This is a genomic window from Pseudomonas sp. D1HM (assembly GCF_019266105.1).
Taxonomy (GTDB): Bacteria; Pseudomonadota; Gammaproteobacteria; order Pseudomonadales; family Pseudomonadaceae; genus Aquipseudomonas; species Aquipseudomonas taetrolens.
The window spans coordinates 261,613-278,162 of sequence record NZ_LRMN01000015.1 but is presented as its reverse complement, the minus strand read 5'-3'; the positions used below and the strand labels follow the sequence as shown (position 1 = coordinate 278,162).

17 protein-coding genes are annotated in these 16,550 nt (G+C 61.7%); 1 reads left to right on the top strand and 16 read right to left on the bottom strand.

The features are described 5' to 3' along the window. Positions 1–111 precede the first annotated feature (111 nt). Entirely contained in the window at positions 112–1,014 is a 903-nt protein-coding gene (locus AWM69_RS16950; protein ID WP_218727622.1) for a LysR family transcriptional regulator, read from the top strand. A 123-nt stretch (positions 1,015–1,137) separates the two neighbouring features. On the opposite strand, the gene AWM69_RS16945 is transcribed toward AWM69_RS16950, so the two are convergent. The 16 genes from AWM69_RS16945 to AWM69_RS16870 all read right to left on the bottom strand — a co-directional run bounded on the left by AWM69_RS16945 (position 1,138) and on the right by AWM69_RS16870 (position 16,544). Further along, on the bottom strand, positions 1,138–1,320 hold the full coding sequence (locus AWM69_RS16945; protein WP_218727621.1) for a DUF6124 family protein: 183 nt from the start codon (positions 1,318–1,320) through the stop codon (positions 1,138–1,140). Between the two features lie 912 nt (positions 1,321–2,232). Further along, the gene (locus AWM69_RS16940; RefSeq protein WP_131653691.1) at positions 2,233–2,679 is read right to left on the bottom strand and encodes an excinuclease; all 447 of its coding nucleotides are present in this window, start codon (positions 2,677–2,679) and stop codon (positions 2,233–2,235) included. A 19-nt stretch (positions 2,680–2,698) separates the two neighbouring features. Beyond that, positions 2,699–3,925, bottom strand: coding sequence for a beta-ketoacyl-ACP synthase (locus AWM69_RS16935; protein ID WP_131653690.1), 1,227 nt, complete (start codon positions 3,923–3,925; stop codon positions 2,699–2,701). Continuing rightward, positions 3,925–4,653 (bottom strand): 3-oxoacyl-ACP reductase FabG, encoded by a 729-nt coding sequence (gene fabG / locus AWM69_RS16930; RefSeq protein ID WP_131653689.1) that lies wholly within the window; start codon positions 4,651–4,653, stop codon positions 3,925–3,927. Before fabG ends, AWM69_RS16935 begins: the two co-directional genes overlap by 1 nt. After that, positions 4,646–5,113, bottom strand: coding sequence for a hotdog family protein (locus AWM69_RS16925; RefSeq protein WP_131653688.1), 468 nt, complete (start codon positions 5,111–5,113; stop codon positions 4,646–4,648). Before AWM69_RS16925 ends, fabG begins: the two co-directional genes overlap by 8 nt. Beyond that, positions 5,110–6,297 carry a beta-ketoacyl-[acyl-carrier-protein] synthase family protein gene (locus AWM69_RS16920; RefSeq protein WP_218727619.1) on the bottom strand — a complete coding sequence of 396 codons (1,188 nt, stop codon included), beginning with the start codon at positions 6,295–6,297 and terminating at the stop codon, positions 5,110–5,112. Before AWM69_RS16920 ends, AWM69_RS16925 begins: the two co-directional genes overlap by 4 nt. After that, entirely contained in the window at positions 6,294–6,728 is a 435-nt protein-coding gene (locus AWM69_RS16915; protein ID WP_218727675.1) for a DUF3261 domain-containing protein, read from the bottom strand. The genes AWM69_RS16920 and AWM69_RS16915 overlap by 4 nt, the downstream gene beginning before the upstream one ends. A gap of 80 nt (positions 6,729–6,808) precedes the next feature. Further along, complete coding sequence (locus AWM69_RS16910; RefSeq protein ID WP_131653686.1) at positions 6,809–7,564, bottom strand: class I SAM-dependent methyltransferase; 756 nt, start codon at positions 7,562–7,564, stop codon at positions 6,809–6,811. After that, positions 7,561–8,808, bottom strand: a complete 1,248-nt coding sequence (locus tag AWM69_RS16905) for an NAD(P)/FAD-dependent oxidoreductase (RefSeq protein ID WP_218727618.1) — start codon at positions 8,806–8,808, stop codon at positions 7,561–7,563. Before AWM69_RS16905 ends, AWM69_RS16910 begins: the two co-directional genes overlap by 4 nt. Continuing rightward, on the bottom strand, positions 8,796–9,959 hold the full coding sequence (locus AWM69_RS16900) for a sodium:proton antiporter (protein ID WP_218727616.1): 1,164 nt from the start codon (positions 9,957–9,959) through the stop codon (positions 8,796–8,798). Before AWM69_RS16900 ends, AWM69_RS16905 begins: the two co-directional genes overlap by 13 nt. After that, on the bottom strand, positions 9,953–12,208 hold the full coding sequence (locus AWM69_RS16895; protein ID WP_373274331.1) for an MMPL family transporter: 2,256 nt from the start codon (positions 12,206–12,208) through the stop codon (positions 9,953–9,955). The genes AWM69_RS16900 and AWM69_RS16895 overlap by 7 nt, the downstream gene beginning before the upstream one ends. A gap of 49 nt (positions 12,209–12,257) precedes the next feature. Then, positions 12,258–12,935: an outer membrane lipoprotein carrier protein LolA gene (locus tag AWM69_RS16890; RefSeq protein ID WP_218727612.1), complete on the bottom strand. Its 678-nt coding sequence runs from the start codon at positions 12,933–12,935 to the stop codon at positions 12,258–12,260. Continuing rightward, positions 12,932–13,357, bottom strand: coding sequence for a thioesterase family protein (locus AWM69_RS16885; protein ID WP_218727611.1), 426 nt, complete (start codon positions 13,355–13,357; stop codon positions 12,932–12,934). Before AWM69_RS16885 ends, AWM69_RS16890 begins: the two co-directional genes overlap by 4 nt. Continuing rightward, complete coding sequence (gene hutH, locus AWM69_RS16880) at positions 13,350–14,894, bottom strand: histidine ammonia-lyase (protein WP_218727610.1); 1,545 nt, start codon at positions 14,892–14,894, stop codon at positions 13,350–13,352. The genes AWM69_RS16885 and hutH overlap by 8 nt, the downstream gene beginning before the upstream one ends. Beyond that, complete coding sequence (locus tag AWM69_RS16875) at positions 14,875–15,813, bottom strand: glycosyl transferase (protein ID WP_131653680.1); 939 nt, start codon at positions 15,811–15,813, stop codon at positions 14,875–14,877. The genes hutH and AWM69_RS16875 overlap by 20 nt, the downstream gene beginning before the upstream one ends. Further along, complete coding sequence (locus AWM69_RS16870; protein ID WP_218727673.1) at positions 15,810–16,544, bottom strand: glycosyltransferase family 2 protein; 735 nt, start codon at positions 16,542–16,544, stop codon at positions 15,810–15,812. Before AWM69_RS16870 ends, AWM69_RS16875 begins: the two co-directional genes overlap by 4 nt. Positions 16,545–16,550: the final 6 nt, after the last annotated feature.

Here is a 16,550-nt window from a genome sequence, read left to right as displayed (position 1 = left end):
CAAAAGAGCGCAAAGCCGAACGGCAATGACAAAAGAATATAGGCCACTATCGATTCTTTCCAATATATTGTTCGACCTGTTTGATAGGTTTTACGACTCAATGGAGCCTTCATGGAATTGCGTCATTTGCGCTACTTCATCGCCGTCGCCGAAGAGCTGCACTTCGGCCGTGCAGCCCAGGTACTGGGCATTTCGCAACCGCCTTTAAGCCAGCAAATCCAGGCGCTGGAGCAAGAACTGGGGGCGCGGCTATTTGATCGGACCAACCGTCGGGTTGAGCTGAGCGAAGCCGGGCGATTGTTTCTGGAAGAGGCGCGACGGGTACTGGCTCAGGTCGACAAAGCGGCTGATGTGGCCCGGCGTGCGCAGTTGGGTGAGCTGGGTGAACTGAAGATCGGGTTTACCTCTTCGGCGCCGTTCAGTTCGAGTATTCCCCAGGCTATTTTTTCATTTCGCCAGGCCTTCCCGGCCGTGCACCTGAACCTGCAGGAGATGAGCAGCCGCGAAGTGGCCGAAGCGCTGGTGGACGAGTCCATCGAAGTCGGCATGATGCGTCCGTTGGTGTTGCCCGAATCATTGAGTGCGGTGGAATTGTTTCGTGAGCCCCTGGTGGCGGTCATTCGTGCCGACCATCCATTGGCCGAAGGCAGCGAGCACGGCTTGCACCTGGCGGCACTGGCGAACGAACCCTTTGTTTTCTTCCCGCGCAGCTATGGCAGCGGGTTATACGCACAGTTGCTCAGCCTGGCGCGGCAAGCCGGTTTCAGCCCGCACTTCTCACAGGAAGCCGGTGAAGCCATGACCATCATCGGCCTGGTCTCGGCGGGCTTGGGCGTGTCGGTACTGCCGGCCTCGTTCCAGCACATGCGAATCAAAGGCGTGGTCTACCGGCCGTTGCTGGACCCGGATGCCAACACGGCAGTGTGGCTGGTGCAACGCAAGGGCACGCCATCTCCCATGGCGAATGCGTTTGCGCAACTGCTGACGCGCAAGACGGTACAGCCCTCACCCTGAAACACCGGGAGTGGTTTTTCGGGTGACGTGTTGCGACGGCTACGCCGCCGGACGCGGCATTTGTTCCACCCGTGCGCTGCGACAGAGGGGGGACAGCAAACGAGCGGCAGCGGGCCGGATTGATTACCCCGGCAGTAACTTATCCACAGCCGTTTTGACCTGATGAATCAAATGCACCACCGCCAGTGCCACATCGCGGTTAAGGCCCTGCAGATTATCGGCCGATGCATAGGCCGTCGCGAGGGCGCAACGCAGCAGTTCATGGGTGTGTTCGAGGGTTTCTTCGTATTCGGGTGTGTGGGTCATGGTTTAGCTCTCTACGTCAATTTGGAGTGCTCACCATTTGCTTGCACACAAAGAGGGTGGCAGCTGTACGTGGGTGTGCAAGACCGAGGACATAGAACTCGGCAGGCTCGAAAGCCTCCCACGCGCAGCCGCCATAACTTGGGCTGATGCTGCAGCACTATGTCTAACGGACTTGCACGTCCGGTCACCCCTGGGGGATGACGAAACGGAGGCTAGCGATCGAAAGAGACAGGCGCAAGGCTCAAGGATTCTCTAGGAATCGTCCTGCGAATGAAAGGGAGTGCTCTTGCGCAGGGTCGTCTTATGCACGGCCGACGTGCAAAAAAACCTGTAGGAGCGAGCTTGCTCGCGATGCTCGTTAACGATAACGCGTGTGTTTGCTGGACCACCGAAGCGGTTCTGAAACTATCGCGAGCAAGCTCGCTCCTACAAGGATCTTGGGCGATAAATCCCTTTCAACGCGGCTGACGCGCAAAAAGCCTGTGGCTCGTTAACGATAACGCATGTGTTTGCTGGATCACTGCAGCGGTTCTGAAACTATCGCGAGCAAGCTCGCTCCTACAAGGATTCTTGGGCGATAACTCCCTTTCAGCGCGGCTGACGCGCAAAAAACCTGTGGCTCGTTAACGATAACGCGTGTGTTTGCTGGATCTCTGCAGCGGTTCTGAAACTATCGCGAGCAAGCTCGCTCCTACAAGGATTCTTGGGCGATAACTCCCTTTCAGCGTGGCTGACGCGCAAAAAAAAACCTGTGGCTCGTTAACGATAACGCGTGTGTTTGCTGGATCACCGTAGCGGTTCTGAAACTATCGCGAGCAAGGATCCTGGGCGATCCGCCAACAGGCCCGTCTGTTTGCAAAAAAGGCGCCGGTAGGCGCCTTTTTCATGTCTGGAGCCGCTGTTCAGCAGCCTTCAGTTCACCTTCGACAAATCTCCTTTCAACGCTACGCCCGCGATCACGGCGCCGGCATGGCATTCGTAGGTTTTCGGGTCTTTGCGCTCGTTGCGTTTGTAGAAGCTGGCGATGTTGGTCACGGCGTTGGCGCCGACTTTTTTCGCGGCATCGTGCAGGGTGATCAACGCCGATTGCAGCGCCCAGGAGCAAGCCTGTTCGTCGCTCTTGTTAAACGCGTTGGTTTTTTTGTTGGTTACCGCGCCCGGGCTGAGGACGCTGACTTTGCCGGCCGGGGTGTTGCCAGCCAGGTAGAACTTGACGCTGCCGTCGATCTTGCCGGTGCTGATGGCTTCTGTGACGACCTGATCAAACGGCAGGTACAGGGCGGTATCACGGGCCTGGCTGATTGCGGGCAGGGCGCACAGCAGCAGTGTGGTGGTGGCCGCGAATGTTTTGAATTGCATGTAGGTAGTCTCCTTGACGTTACACCCAGCGACGGAAGATCAACGACGTGTTGACCCCGCCAAAGGCAAAGTTGTTGTTCATGACATATTCGTTGTGCAACTGGCGGAATTCTCCGCGCAGGTAGTCCAGCTCGCCACAGCGCGGGTCGACGTCATCCAGGTTGAGCGTCGGCACGTAGCGGTCGCGGTTCATCATTTCGATGCTGAACCACGACTCCAGCGCTCCGCAGGCGCCCAGGGTATGGCCCAAAAAACTCTTCTGTGAACTGATCGGCATGTGCTTGCCGAACAACTCGCTGGTGGCCTGGGTTTCGGCGATATCGCCCTGTTCGGTGGCGGTGCCGTGGCCGTTCACATAGCCGATGGCCTCGGCACCGATGCCGGCGTCTTCCAGGGCCAGTTCCATCGCCCGGCGCATGGTACTGATCTCGGGGCGCGTGGTGTGCTGGCCGTCGGCATTGCTGCCGAAGCCGACGATCTCGGCATGGATGTGGGCGCCGCGGGCCAGGGCGTGCTCCAGCTCTTCGAGCACCAGCATGCCGCCCCCTTCACCGATGACCAGACCGTCGCGGCCACTGTCGTACGGGCGCGGGCTGGTGTGCGGGGCATCGTTTTTCAGGCTGGTGGCGTACAGCGCGTCAAACACCATGGCTTCGGTCGGGCACAGTTCTTCGGCGCCACCGGCCAGCATCAGCGGCAAGCGGCCGAACTTGATCGCTTCGTAGGCATAGCCGATGCCCTGGCTGCCGCTGGTGCAGGCGCTGGAAGTGGGAATCAGACGCCCGGTGAGGCCAAAGAAGATGCTGATATTGGCCGCCGTGGTGTGCGGCATCATGCGTACGTAGCTGTTGGCGTTGAGGCCGTCGGCGACGGAGTTGAGCAACATATTGCCAAACGCCTTGATCTCGTCGGTGCTGCCGGTGGACGAGCCGCAGGCCACGCCCATGCGCCCGTCCCGAATGATCGGATTACCCAGCAAACCGGCATCCAGCAGCGCCTGCTCGGCCGCACCGACCGCCAGCCGGGACACCCGGCCCATGCTGCGCAGTTGTTTGCGCGTCCAGTGTGCGGGCACCACAAAATCGTCAATCGGCCCGGCCAGACGCGTATTGAGTTCGGTAAAGCGATCCCACTCGTCCATGCGCCGGATACCGCTCCGCCCGGCGATAAAGTTGGCTTCGATGCTGGCCCAGTCACTGCCCAGCGAAGTGATGCCGGCCATGCCGGTGACGACGACGCGTTTCATCAGCACAGGCCTCCATTGACGGCCAACACCTGGCGAGTGATATAGCCAGCTTCCGCTGACATCAAAAAGTTGACGGCGCCCGCGACTTCATCCGGGGTGCCCATGCGTTGGGCGGGGATCATTTTCATCAGTTCTTCTACGGGGACGTTTTCGTCGAGCATGGCCGTGTCGATCAGGCCCGGCGCGACGCAGTTCACGGTGATTTTACGTTTGCCCAGCTCGATGGCCAGCGCTTTGGCGGCGCCAATCAGCCCGGCTTTGGAGGCGCTGTAGTTGACCTGGCCACGGTTGCCGATCAGGCCCGACACCGAAGTAATGCACACGATGCGCCCGGCCTGGCGGCGGCGGATCATCGGCATCATGACCGGGTGCAGGACGTTGTAAAAACCGTCGAGGTTGGTGCGCATCACCACGTCCCAGTCGTCTTCGCTGAGGGCCGGGAAGGCGCCGTCACGGGTCAGACCGGCATTGAGGACCACGCCGTAATACGCACCGTGGGTTTCGACATCGGCCTCGAGAATGTCCCGGCACTGTGCCCGGTCCGAGACGTCAAATTGCAGCACCCGGGCGCTGCGGCCCAGCGCTTGCACCTCGGCCATCACCGCATCGGCTTCAGGACGGCCACTGCGGCAATGCAGCACCAGGTCAAAGCCGGCCCGGGCCAGGCGCAAAGCAATGGCGCGACCGATGCCACGGCTTGAACCGGTGACTAAAACAGACTCAGTCATGGCGAGGCTCCTGGGGTGTTTGTGCAAGGTAGTTTTCTGCCTGAGGCGGACGGAACACGTTCAGGCGGGCGGTGGCATGAATGCCGGGGCCGGTGAGGTGGCATTCAAACACGCCCATGCCGTTGTCGTCTTCCAGCGAGCGCTGGGCGTGGATCTTCAGTTCGGCCCCGAGCGCAAAGTGCTCGACGTTGCATTCGAACTTGCGTGTGCCGAGCAAAAAGCCCAGTACCACCGGGTTGCCTTCAAGGCGCGCGCGGCAACCGGCGTAGGCGGCCACGCTTTGCGCCATCAATTCAATCCCGACCCAGGCCGGGAGGCTGCCATCGTCGCGGTTGAACAAGCCGCCTGCACGCACGGTGAGGCGGGTGTGGATGTGCTCTTCATCAAACGCCAGCACCTGATCGATCAGGATCATGTCGCCAGCGTGGGGCAGCAATTCGGCGAGCGGCCAGTCAATCATGGGGCGTCTCCGATAATCAGGCTGACGTTATTGCCGCCGAAGGCAAACGAATTGCTCATCAGGCAGCGTGTTGGGGCGGGTGCCAGGGTTTGGCCGGGGGTGACCCAGTTCAGTGCAGGCAGTGCCGGGTCGGGCTGTCCGTCCCACAGGTGCGGGGGCAAGGCGTTGTCGCGGGTCAGGCTCAACCAGCAAAATGCGGCCTCCAGCGCGCCGGCTGCGCCGAGGGTGTGGCCGGTCATGGGCTTGGTCGACGAGCACGGTACGCCATGGGGGAAGACCTGGCTCACGGCGTGGCTTTCCATCGCATCATTGTGTTGGGTGGCGGTGCCATGCAGGTTCAGGTAGCCGATCTGGCTGGCGGACACGCCCGCTTGTTGCAGGGCGCTGTGCATGGCCTGAATGGCACCGCGGCCGCTGGGTTCGGGAGCCGAAATATGGTGCGCATCCGAGCTGGCGCCCGCGCCGAGCAGGGCAATCGAATGAGAGCTGGCGGGTTGCTTGCTCATTAAAAACAGCACGGCCGCTTCGCCGATATTGATCCCGCTGCGGTTCGCTGAAAAGGGATTGCAGCGCTCCTCGGACACCGCTTCAAGTGCCGAAAAGCCATTGAGCGTCAGCGTACACAGACTGTCGACGCCACCGCACAGCACCACGTCGCACAGGTTCATGTCCAGTAAGCGCCGGGCGCTCATCAACGCACGGGCACTGGAGGTGCAAGCGGTGGAAATGACATAGGCCGGGCCGCTGATGTTCAGCCAGTCGGCAAGGAAATTGGCCGGCGCGCTCAGCTCTTGCTGCTGGTAGTCATAGTCACCGGGGAACTGCTGATTCTGTAGATAGTGGGCAATGCCCCGGCTGGCTTCATCGATTCCCGAGGTGCTGGTGCCCAGCACAATGGCAATGCGCTCGCGGCCATAGGTGGTGATCGCGTGTTCGATGTCGCCGTGAATCTGTAGCGCGGCTTCCAGCAGCAACTGGTTGTTGCGGCTGCTTTGCTGATCGAGTGCGGGAGGGATGGTTGCCAGCTCGCCGCGAACGGCTCCCACGGTCAGCGTCCGCTCCGGGACCCAGCCGCTTTCGGGTTGCATGCCGCTGCAATCGCCGGCAAACAGATGCCGAGCGACTTCATCCGGGGTACGGCCCAGCGAGCAGATGATACCCAGCGCATTCAGGTAGGCGGTCATGGGGCGCCCTCAGCGTCCAACGGGGTGATGGTGTAGTGCAGGTCGTCCTTCATGTCGATGCGAAAAACCTGCGGCCGGGTGTACTGCACCTGCCAGCGTTGCCCCAGCCTTCGCACGTCAGCGGCAGAATTTGCCTGTGGATAATTGTGCGCCAGTTCTGTTGGTGGAGTGAGCGCAAACAGCAAGGCTGCGAACAATTCCCGGGCCTGGGGGTTGGGTGGTAGCAACCCGTCGGCGTGCCAGTGGCCATCTTGCAAGCGCTGGCGCGCCAGCGGGATCCCCAGCGGGTCCATCAGCGACCAGCGCAGCCCGGCGTCTTCCTGCTGGATCACCAGCAACCAGTCCTGGCGCTGATCGGCCTGTTCGCGTTGCACATGCAGTTGCATGGGCAGCGTCAGCGTTGGCGTGTGTTGCGGCAGTGGCAGGCTCATGCAGCCGCTCAACAGCAGAGCGACAAACAACCCTGCCGGTGCGAGCTTGCTCGCGATCCGGGCCGCGTGGTTTAACAGGTTCACGGCGTTGGTCCCATCGCGAGCGAGCTCGCGCCTGCAGGGTTCAGGGGTTTGCGTGCGACCACGTTTACCAGCGTTTCTTCACGCTCACCCACCGGCTTGACGCGGCGCAGACCCAAACGCTCCAGCAGGCCGAAGTCTTTGGAACGGCTCCACCACAGGTACGGGTACGACACGTTCTGTGCCTCGAACTGGAAGCCCTGATCGCGGATCATCTCCAGGTATTGCGCGGCGCTTTTCTGGACATGCATGGGGTGGCGGAACAGCCAGCGAATCACCCAAGTGTCGATGTAGGCTTCGGTGGATTCGGCAAACAGCAGATAACCTCCCGGCTTGAGCACGCGATAGAACTCGGCCAGTGCCCGGTCCTGTTGCACCAGATGGTGGAAAGTCTGGTGACAGAACAGCATGTCGACGCTGGCGTCCGGGAGTTCCAGTTCTGCACAGTCACTGCCGATCAGCTCAATATTGATGCCCTGGCGGCGGGCTTCTTCGCGGCTCAGGGTCAAGCTCAGCGGGTCTGCGTCGAGGCCGATCAAACGCTTCGGGGCGAAGGTGTTCTGCAGGTACTGGAACGACTTGCCCTGACCGCAGCCGGCATCGAGGATCACCGGTGCAGAGGGCAGGGGGTCGCTGAACAGGTTGCGCAAATCGTTGATGGCCACCCGCAGCACGTGGTGCTGCCAGGTGTGGCTGCGCAGGAACCAAAACCCGAAGCGGGTTTCTTCAACGTAGGTATCGCTCAGAGGTTTCATTCGTTCTCCGTGGCGCAGACGTCCGACAGCATGCGCAAACGGCGCTTGGGTTCGCTGACGAACGGGTTGCGTTCATCCCAGGCATAGCCCGCCAGAATCGAACTGATCATGCGGCGTATCTGGGGCGAGCTGCCGGGGTGGTAAATCACATCCTGGAAGGTGCCGGCGTACCAGCCTTCGACGTAGCAGCGGAAGGTATCGACCCCGCGTTTGAGCGGCTCGGCAAACTCGGTTTGCCAGTCAACGGTTTCACCTTGCAGTTGGCGGTGCAGCATGGCGGCGGCCATGCTGGCGGAACGCATGGCGATGGTGACGCCTGAAGAAAACACCGGGTCGAGAAACTCGGCGGCATTGCCCAGCAGTGCAAAGCCGGGACCGTGCAGGGTTTTGACGTTGGCCGAGTAGCCACCAATGGTTCTCGCAGGGGTGTCCCACAGCGCATTGGCCAGCACCCGCTGCAGGCTTGGGGTTTCGTCGATAAAACTGCGCAGGCATTGATCCAGGTTTTCACTGCGCCCGACAAAATGCTCGGCCGCCGCCACCACGCCGACCGAGCACCGGCCATTACTGAACGGGATGGTCCAGAACCAGATGTCGCGTTGGGTCGGGTGAGTGGTGATGAGGATTTTTTCGCGCTCGAAACCTGCGCAATCAATGCGGTCTTCAATGTGGGTGAATACGGCTTGGCGCACCGGGAAGTTCGACGGTGCTTCGAGGTCGAGCAAGCGTGGCAGCACCCGGCCATAACCGCTGGCGTCGAGGATAAAGTCAGCCTCGATCTGATAGCGGCTGCCGTCTTCGCGTTCAACGTCGAGCAGTGGTTTGGCACGCTCGATATCCGCCAGGGTCACGGTTTGCCCGTAGCGGATCTCGACGCCCTGCAGCTCGGCCTGATCAGCCAGCACCTTGTCAAAGTCAGCGCGCTGGACCTGAAACGTGGTGGGTTTGCCGTTGCTGAAGGTGTCGCCAAAATCGAAGGCGCTGTAACGGTCGCCCCAGGCAAAGGCCGCCCCGTTTTTAAGCTGGAAACCAGCGGCCTGAACGGCGTCGAGCATGCCGGCTTCTTCGATGAAGTCGATGCAGTGCGACAGCAAACTCTCGCCAATGGAGAAACGCGGAAAATGCTGGCGTTCGATGATCACGACATCGTGACCTTTGCGTTTGAGCAGGGTGGCGGCAATCGCACCCGAAGGCCCTGCACCAATAACTACAACCTGACGATGTTCCATTTCTATGACTGACACACAGGCTCCTTGCCGGGGGGGACGGCAGACTTCAATAGGGGTTTGTTCATGCCCGCCAGCGCCGGCAGCAGCGTGGCGAACAATCCCATCAGCATCAGCGCGAAGTACAGCGCGGGGCTGATGAGGTGTTGTTGCAGCAACAGGTTGAGGAACACGATTTCACTCAATCCGCGAATATTCAGCAGCAGGCTTTCACGCCACTTGCTGGCACCGGCAAACGACGGCGTGGCCCAGCTCAGGCCAAGCCAGTTGCCCAGCAGTTTGCTGGCCACCGGCAGCAGCAACAGGGCGGTTATCTGCAGCAGGTTGATCTCGTCCAGCGCGCTGTGAAGGTTGATCTGCACAATGCCGAACGTGAGGATAAGCGGCACGGCATAGCGGGTTTGCACATGCTCAAGCCAAGCGGCCTTTAACGGCATCACCAGCGGGATCTTGAGCCAGGCCATGCACAACAGGTAGCCGACGCCGAACACCAGGGCGTTGAGGCGGTAATGTTCAGCCACCACCAGCAGCGCGAAAAAGCTCAGGCTGTAACACAGCGGCTGACGAATCCTCAGCGCGCGCAACAGTAACGGCAGCAAGGCACCGGCCAATGGCAGCAGCAGACTGTTGAGGTCCAGGCTGCCCTGGGCCAGGCCGAACAGGCTCCAGCAGGTCAGGTCGATCAGGATCGCGCTTTGTACCAGGCGGCGGGCTGCGGCGGGTGGATAGTCGATATGACGTAAATACAGGTACAGCACCGGGATGGCCGTGATCGCAAACACCAGCCCCACGGCCAGCGAACTCAGCCAGGGCTGAGCGGGAAGCAGCCACACCGCACAGGCCAGCCCGCAAAGGAACGGCACGGCAAAGCTCGGCAGCGCGATTTTCAGGCATTGGCGGTCGATGCGCAGATCGATTGCATCGCTGAGGATTTGCCCCAGCAACAAGGCAAAGCTCAGGCTGTAGAGGCTTTTCAGCCACAGCGGTGCAACCAGTTGTGCACCGCTGAGCTGCCAGTACGGTTCGACCCACAACCCCATCAACAACGGCAGACCGATGGACGCCAGCAGTAACTGGCTGACAATCGGAATCAGGCCAGCACGACGACCTATGCGGGTTGCGACGGCAAACAGGATCAGGGCCAGGAGCCAGAATGCGACGGTCAGCATGGGCTGTGTTCCTGCTTGCCGGCCCAAGGCGCGAGGATGAAGCTGAAGACCAGCCCCAGACTGACCGCCAGGCCGAAGTTGCTCACCGCAGGCGTGCTCGACACCGCCAGCAGGCCGAATGACAGCCAGGTGGTCAGCGCCGCCAGCAGCGTACCGAGCAGGCTGACGGCCGCGCCGCCGATTTGTTCACGCATCAGGATGGCGTAATCGACGCTGATCGCCGTGACCAGCAACAGGCCGAACAGGCTGAACAGCGTCAATGGCTGACCCAACCAGCCAAGGCTGGCCAGGCTGCACAACGCCGCCAGCAATGGCAGGGAGACGATGCGCAATGCGCCACCGAAGCCAAAGGGCGCGATCAACAGCAGCACAATTAATACGCAGGACAACAGTTTCAATTCGGCCGCGCTGATTTGCGTGGCGGCGAATACCGTGTTCAAGTCGCCCAGGCGATCCACCAGTTGCACCCCCGGCAAGCCCTCGGCCTGAACCCGTAGCAGGCTGGCGTTATTCAGGCCTTGGAGGCTGACCATCGCCGCCACGCCGACCTCTTGCTTGCCCAGCCACAGCATGCGCCAGGGTTCCGCCAGCGGCCCGCGCAGCGCGTCATCGATGGTTTGCTCGGGCAGGGCCTTGAGCTGCGCCAACTCGGCTTGCAAGGCTGTTTCGGGCACACCCAGGTCCAGCAGGGGCTGCCAGTGCTGCGGCAGTTGATCAAGGGCGACGCGCACGTGCTGTTGCTCGCTCGGCAGGCCGACCAGTTGATTCAGTGCCAGATAACCCTGCAACTTGTCCATATGCACCAACTGATCGAGGCGCTCGCTCAGTGCGGTGTGTCGCTCCAGCAATTGCTGTTCGTTGTCGGCCCGCACCAGAAAGAACTGGCTGGTGGGCTGGTAACCGGTAATCCGGGCAATGGCCTGGGCTTCGGCCATCAGGCCGGGCGGAGCGCCCACCCACTGGCGGATATCGTTTTTGCTGGTCAGTTGCCACAGGCCGATGGCGCAAAACACCAGCAGCAAGCCCAGCAGGGCAGGGGTCGGCAGCCTTTTGAGCAGCGCTTCCCGCACATTGAGCAAGGTTTGGGCGATGTTCAGTGGCCATTGCGCCGGGCGCAGCTCCACGCCCTTGAGCAATGCGGGCAACAGGCACACGGCGCTCAGGTAGGCACCGATCAATCCGGCGGCGGAGAAGATCGCGATCTGGGTCAGTGCCGGAAACGGGGTAAAGGCCAGCGCCAGGTAACCGATGCAACTGGTGGCCAGGCTCAGGCTCAAACCGGGCAAGGTCAGGCGCAAGGCCGGCCAGCTGCGCCAGGGTTTCAGGCTCCAGCTTTTGGACAGGTAGTGCAGGGGATAATCCACTGCCACTCCGATCAGGCTCGAGCCCAGCACCAGTGTCATCACATGCATGCTGCCAAAGAACGCGACACAGGCCACGGCCCCGAACAGCATGCCCACGAGCACCGGTACGAATGCCAGCAGCACCCGCCAGCGTCGGAACGCCAGCAGCAACAACAGCAGAATCCCGACGGTGGCACCGCCGCCGACCCACGTGATTTCGCGGGTGGCCTGTTGCTGACCGCTTGCCGCGTACAGCAGGCCGCTGGCAGCAAGCAGCTGCACACCATCATGTGCCGCCTGCTCGCGGCTTTGTTCAAGCAGAGCCGCCACGCGCAATGGCAGCTTCATGTCAAAGGCATTGCCGTGGGTACGGGCGCGCAGCAATACCCAGCTTTTGCCGTCGGCATCAGCGATCAAGGCGCCGCTGCCGATGTCCAGTTGCACCGCGCCACGCTGTGGCTGGCTGTTCTGGATACGCCCGGTGAGGCCCAGCCAATCATCCTGGCTGGGCACCAGACTGAACCCGGTAAACGGGTCAAACAGGGTTTGTACCCGTTGCTGGATAAAGGCATCCGGGTGCGCAATCAGCTGTGTGCGATCGTCACGGGACAGCATGGCCAGGCGCCCGCGCAACAGTTGCTCACGCAAGGCAGGCAAGTCGGCCTGCAGGTTCCACTGGACCTTTTCGAACACACCGCTGGCTTGCCATTGCTCGGCTATCTGTTGAGCGCGGGTGATGGCTTGCTGGCGATCATCACTGCCGACCAGAACCAGCATTTCGCGGTTGAGCGGCTCTTGCATGCGCTGCTCGGCGCTAAGCTCCAGCGCGTCCGGCGACTCGCCAGGCACCAGGTCCATCAGGTTGGCCGACAGCGGTGGGCCGTCACGCCATTGCCAGCCGGCCATGGCCAGCACGGCCAGCAGCAGAATCAAAAAGCCTCGGGGCAACCAGCGTTCACTGCGCAAAGTCGTGTTGCTCCGCGTCGCTCAACGCTTGGTTGCTGACGCTGTTTTGCATGCGCAGCAGGGTGCTGTCGCCTTGGGTTTCTTGCAGCTCGATACGTTGCACCAATTCACCGCCATCGATGGTGATGCGGTTGAACACTTGCTTGAGCAACAGCGAGCGCGGCATCAGGGTCAGTGTCCAGCGATCGGGCTCGCCTTGCAGTTGCAGGTCGAAATCCCGCTTCAGGCCGCTGCTGTCGCCCTGCAACACGGCGAGGAACAGACGGTTTTGCTCGGCCCCGGCACTTTTGCCCGGGAGCATTTGCCAGCCGTTGGTGCTGCGGCGGGCGATGCCCTGCGCAGTGATGCGATAGTCCTGTTGCAACGGCGTTTTCAGTTGCCAGAGCAGGCCGTGGTCCTTGGCCAGTACGAAGGTGCCGGTGCTGGTCAGCGGTTTGGGCAGGGCGCGCAAGTGTTTCTCTTGCACGAACTGGCCATGGATGACCTGGGGCCTGGCCAGTTGTTCGCTGAGTTGTTGCAGGTCGAAAGCGTGGGCTGATGAGCAAAACAGCAGTGCGACAACGCCTGTAGACACGAGCGTGCTCGCGATGCAGGCGCTGCGGATGTTCTGCCAGAGCGTATTGAGGCGATCGCGGGCAAGCTCGCGCCTCCAGGCCAACCGGTTCATGGCAGCACCTTGGCGACGGCGTCGGTAAAGCATGCGGGCGAGGCCATTTGCATCTCACAGCTGGCGATTTCGACGGCCACTTGTACGGTACTTGCCCGGGTCAGGCGTTCGCCAGTGGCCAGATCGGTGATCAGGTAATTGATCTTCAGACGGTTTTCCCATTCCACCAGGCTGGCGCGTACGTTGATCCGCTGGCCAAAGGTGGCTCCGCGTACATAACGCAGCTGCATGTCGATCACCGGCCAGGCATAACCCGCCTCCAGCATCTGGGTGTAGGTGTGGCCGAGGTGCTCGAGCAAGGCGCAGCGGGCAACCTCCAGGTATTTGACGTAATGCCCGTGCCACACCACGTGCATGGTGTCGATATCAAAAAAGGGCACCAGAATTTCAGTGTCGACATGCAACACGCCTTTGCTACGCATGCAGCCTCCAGTGTTGTTCAGCGATTCGGGTCAGGCACAGGCGCAGCTCGGCTTCGAGCGCGCGGTCTTCGATCACTGGCGGGAAGTCCAGGGCGAGTTCGGCGTGCATGGCGGCCAGTGCGGGTGGCAAGGGACGGGCATCTTCGGTGCGGCTGCGCAGCCATACACCCTGATTGGCCGCGAGCAAGGTGGCGGCGGCGACCTGTTCGGTCAGCTCCAGCACCCGGATCGCATCCCGGGCGGCGATGGTGCCCATGCTCACTTTGTCCTGGTTGTGGCATTCGGTGGAACGCGAGAACACGCTGGCCGGCATCGTATTTTTCAGGGCTTCGGCGGTCCAGGCGCTGGTGCCGATCTGTACAGCTTTAAAACCGTGATTGAGCATCGCACGTTCAGCACTGGCACCGGACAGGTTGCTTGGCAGGCCGTGGTTGTAACGCACGTCCACCAACAGCGCGAGCTGGCGGTCCAGCAGGTCGGCAACGTTGGCCACCAGGTTCTTGAGGCTGTCCATGGCGAAGGCGATATGGCCGCCGTAGAAGTGCCCGCCATGCAGTACGCGTTCCTCCTCAGCGTCGATGATCGGGTTGTCGTTGGCGCTGTTGAGTTCAATTTCGATGAATGAACGCAACCAGTTCAGGCTGTCGGCCAGCACGCCCAATACGTGGGGCGCGCAACGCAGCGAATAGCGGTCTTGCAGGCGATGCAGTGGTGCAGTCGGGGCATCGATGGCCAGGTCCTGGCGAATCCAGGCGGCCACCTGCATTTGCCCCGGGTGCGGCTTGGCGGCAAACAGGCGTTCATCGAAGTGCTCGGGGTTGCCTTGCAGCGCCACCACATTGAGGGCGGTGATGCGTGTGGCGAGCTTGAGCAGGTAGTCGGCGCGGGCATAGGCGAGGCAGGCGAGGCCGGTCATCACGGCGGTGCCGTTCATCAGTGCCAGGGCTTCCTTGGGGCGTAGCACCAGCGGCGTCCAGCCCAGTTCACGGTGTACGTCTGCCGCGCTGCGGCGTTCGCCCTTGAACAGTACCTCGCGCTCGCCGGACAAGGTAGCGGCCACGTAGGACAGCGGCGTCAGGTCTCCGCTGGCACCGACTGAGCCTTCTTCCGGGATCAGCGGCAGGATGTCGTGAGCGATGAACGCGTGCAGGCGTTCCAGCAGTTCAACCCGAACCCCGGACACGCCGTGGCACAGCGACTGCAAACGCGCAGCGAGCACGGCGCGGGTGGCCTGGGCGTCGAGCAGTTTGCCCAGCCCGCAACCGTGAAAGGTATAGAGGTGACGCGGCAAGGCTTCGACATGTTCCAGCGGCACCGCCACCACGCACGAATCGCCATAGCCGGTGGTCACGCCGTAGATCACGCCTTCTTTGTCCAGCAACGAATCGAGAAAGCGCGCACCTTTGGCGATACGCTCGCGGTAAGGGGCGTCGTCTTGCAGGTGGGTGGGCACCTGACGATTGGCCAGGGCCAGCACGTCTTCGATGCGCAATGGGGTTTGGCCGAAGGTTACTGGCTCATGCGGATGCGTCGTCATCGGTCTTCCAGAATGGGTAAAAGTTAAACCACTGTTGCGGTGCTTCGAGGCAGTAATGGCCCAGGCGTTCGGCATAGCGTGTCGCCCATTCGGCGATCACCTGTTCACGGTCGCTGCGTCGCCACTGCACGGCATCGGCGAAGGGTTCGAGGGTCACTCGATAACGGCCTTCGTGCTTCAGACAAAACAGCAGGTTGACCGGGCATTTGAGCAGCCCGGCCAGCAGCCAGGGGCCCTGTGGGAACGGCGCCGGATGCCCGAGAAAGTTCACCTGCACATTGCGCCCGCCATGCAGCGGTACGCGGTCTCCGGCAATCGCCAGCCATTCGCCGTTTTCCAGGCGCTGGCTGAGTTGCAGCATGACGGCGGGGTTGAGCTCGCTGACCTGGATCAGCCGCAGGCTGGTGGCCCCGGCCTCGCCCAGCAGGCGGTTGAAACGTTCGGCGTGCCGGGTGTGTACCAGCACATTCATGGTGACTTTTTCGCCCAGCTCGGCCAGGGCCCGGCACACTTCCAGGTTGCCCAGATGGGCGCCCACCAGCATCTGGCCGCGCTCACCGCGCAGCTGGTCGCGCAGGCGGGCCGGGTCGACGATCTCGATGTCTTCGAACTTGAGTCGGCCATTCCACATGTCGAGCTTGTCGAGCAGGGCGTCTGCAAAGGCCATGAACTGGCCGAAGATTCGCCATTGCGTCGGGCGCAATGAGCTTTGCCCGCTCCAGTCGGCCAGATGCTGCTGGTAGTCGCGGATGCTGTGGCGGGCGCGGCGTCCGAAGACAAAGAAGTACAGCACGATGCCGTACAGCACCGGTGTGAGCAGGCGCCGGCCAAGGAGTTTGATCCCGAACGCGGTGAATTTCATCAGCCAGAAACTGCCGCGTTCCTTGTGATCGGCCCAGTGCTGTTGAGGTTCGCTCATGCCTTCCAGCGCCTCCAGAGGATGCTCGGCAAGCGCACCAGCATCCCGAAGAACAGCTTGGCATGCATGCTGGAAATCAGCGCGTTGTCGTGGAACAGGCGAAAGTGCGACAGGCCGTCTTGCGGGTAGTGCACCCGGGTTGGCAGCCAGCACATGGGTTGGTTGCGCCAGGCCAGGCGCACCAGGATCTCGGGGTCGAAGTCCATGCGCTTGCCGAGTTTGACCGAGTTGATCAGGGCCAGTGTCGGAGCCAGTGGATAGACCCGGAAGCCGCACATCGAGTCGGGGATTTTCAGCGACAGGCTGTTGATCCACACCCACACATGGGTGAGGTAGCGCGCATAAAGCCGGCCCTTGGGCACACTGGCGTCGTACTGTGGATAACCGCAGATCAGGGCGTCGGGATTGAGTTGCGACAATTGCATGAAGGGCGCAACGTCGTGCAGGTCATGCTGACCGTCGGCGTCTACTTGCAGGGCATGAGTAAAGCCCAGCCGAGCGGCTTCGCGCAGGCCGGCCATGACCGCGCCGCCCTTGCCCTGGTTGACGGCCAGGCTCACCAGAAAGATCTGTTCGCCTTGCGCCAGTTGTTCCAGCACGGCACGGCACGCCGGGCTGCTGGCATCGTCCACCAGCACGCAGGGCAAACCTGCGGCCAGCAAGGTTTCGACCACGGCAGGCACGGCGGTTTCGTGGTTGTAAACCGGGATCACGGCGCAGGGTTTATGCAGGGCGTG

Excerpts from the sequence above, each read along its gene's own strand:
- AWM69_RS16875 (WP_131653680.1), bottom strand. The coding sequence starts at position 15,813 with ATGAGCGAACCTCAACAGCACTGGGCCGATCACAAGGAACGCGGCAGT.
- fabG (WP_131653689.1), bottom strand. The coding sequence starts at position 4,653 with ATGACTGAGTCTGTTTTAGTCACCGGTTCAAGCCGTGGCATCGGTCGC.
- AWM69_RS16895 (WP_373274331.1), bottom strand. The coding sequence starts at position 12,208 with ATGGCCGGCTGGCAATGGCGTGACGGCCCACCGCTGTCGGCCAACCTG.
- AWM69_RS16915 (WP_218727675.1), bottom strand. The coding sequence starts at position 6,728 with ATGAGCCTGCCACTGCCGCAACACACGCCAACGCTGACGCTGCCCATG.
- AWM69_RS16920 (WP_218727619.1), bottom strand. The coding sequence starts at position 6,297 with ATGACCGCCTACCTGAATGCGCTGGGTATCATCTGCTCGCTGGGCCGT.
- AWM69_RS16885 (WP_218727611.1), bottom strand. The coding sequence starts at position 13,357 with ATGCGTAGCAAAGGCGTGTTGCATGTCGACACTGAAATTCTGGTGCCC.
- hutH (WP_218727610.1), bottom strand. The coding sequence starts at position 14,894 with ATGACGACGCATCCGCATGAGCCAGTAACCTTCGGCCAAACCCCATTG.
- AWM69_RS16940 (WP_131653691.1), bottom strand. The coding sequence starts at position 2,679 with ATGCAATTCAAAACATTCGCGGCCACCACCACACTGCTGCTGTGCGCC.
- AWM69_RS16950 (WP_218727622.1), top strand. The coding sequence starts at position 112 with ATGGAATTGCGTCATTTGCGCTACTTCATCGCCGTCGCCGAAGAGCTG.
- AWM69_RS16945 (WP_218727621.1), bottom strand. The coding sequence starts at position 1,320 with ATGACCCACACACCCGAATACGAAGAAACCCTCGAACACACCCATGAA.
- AWM69_RS16900 (WP_218727616.1), bottom strand. The coding sequence starts at position 9,959 with ATGCTGACCGTCGCATTCTGGCTCCTGGCCCTGATCCTGTTTGCCGTC.
- AWM69_RS16925 (WP_131653688.1), bottom strand. The coding sequence starts at position 5,113 with ATGATTGACTGGCCGCTCGCCGAATTGCTGCCCCACGCTGGCGACATG.
- AWM69_RS16935 (WP_131653690.1), bottom strand. The coding sequence starts at position 3,925 with ATGAAACGCGTCGTCGTCACCGGCATGGCCGGCATCACTTCGCTGGGC.
- AWM69_RS16890 (WP_218727612.1), bottom strand. The coding sequence starts at position 12,935 with ATGAACCGGTTGGCCTGGAGGCGCGAGCTTGCCCGCGATCGCCTCAAT.
- AWM69_RS16910 (WP_131653686.1), bottom strand. The coding sequence starts at position 7,564 with ATGAAACCTCTGAGCGATACCTACGTTGAAGAAACCCGCTTCGGGTTT.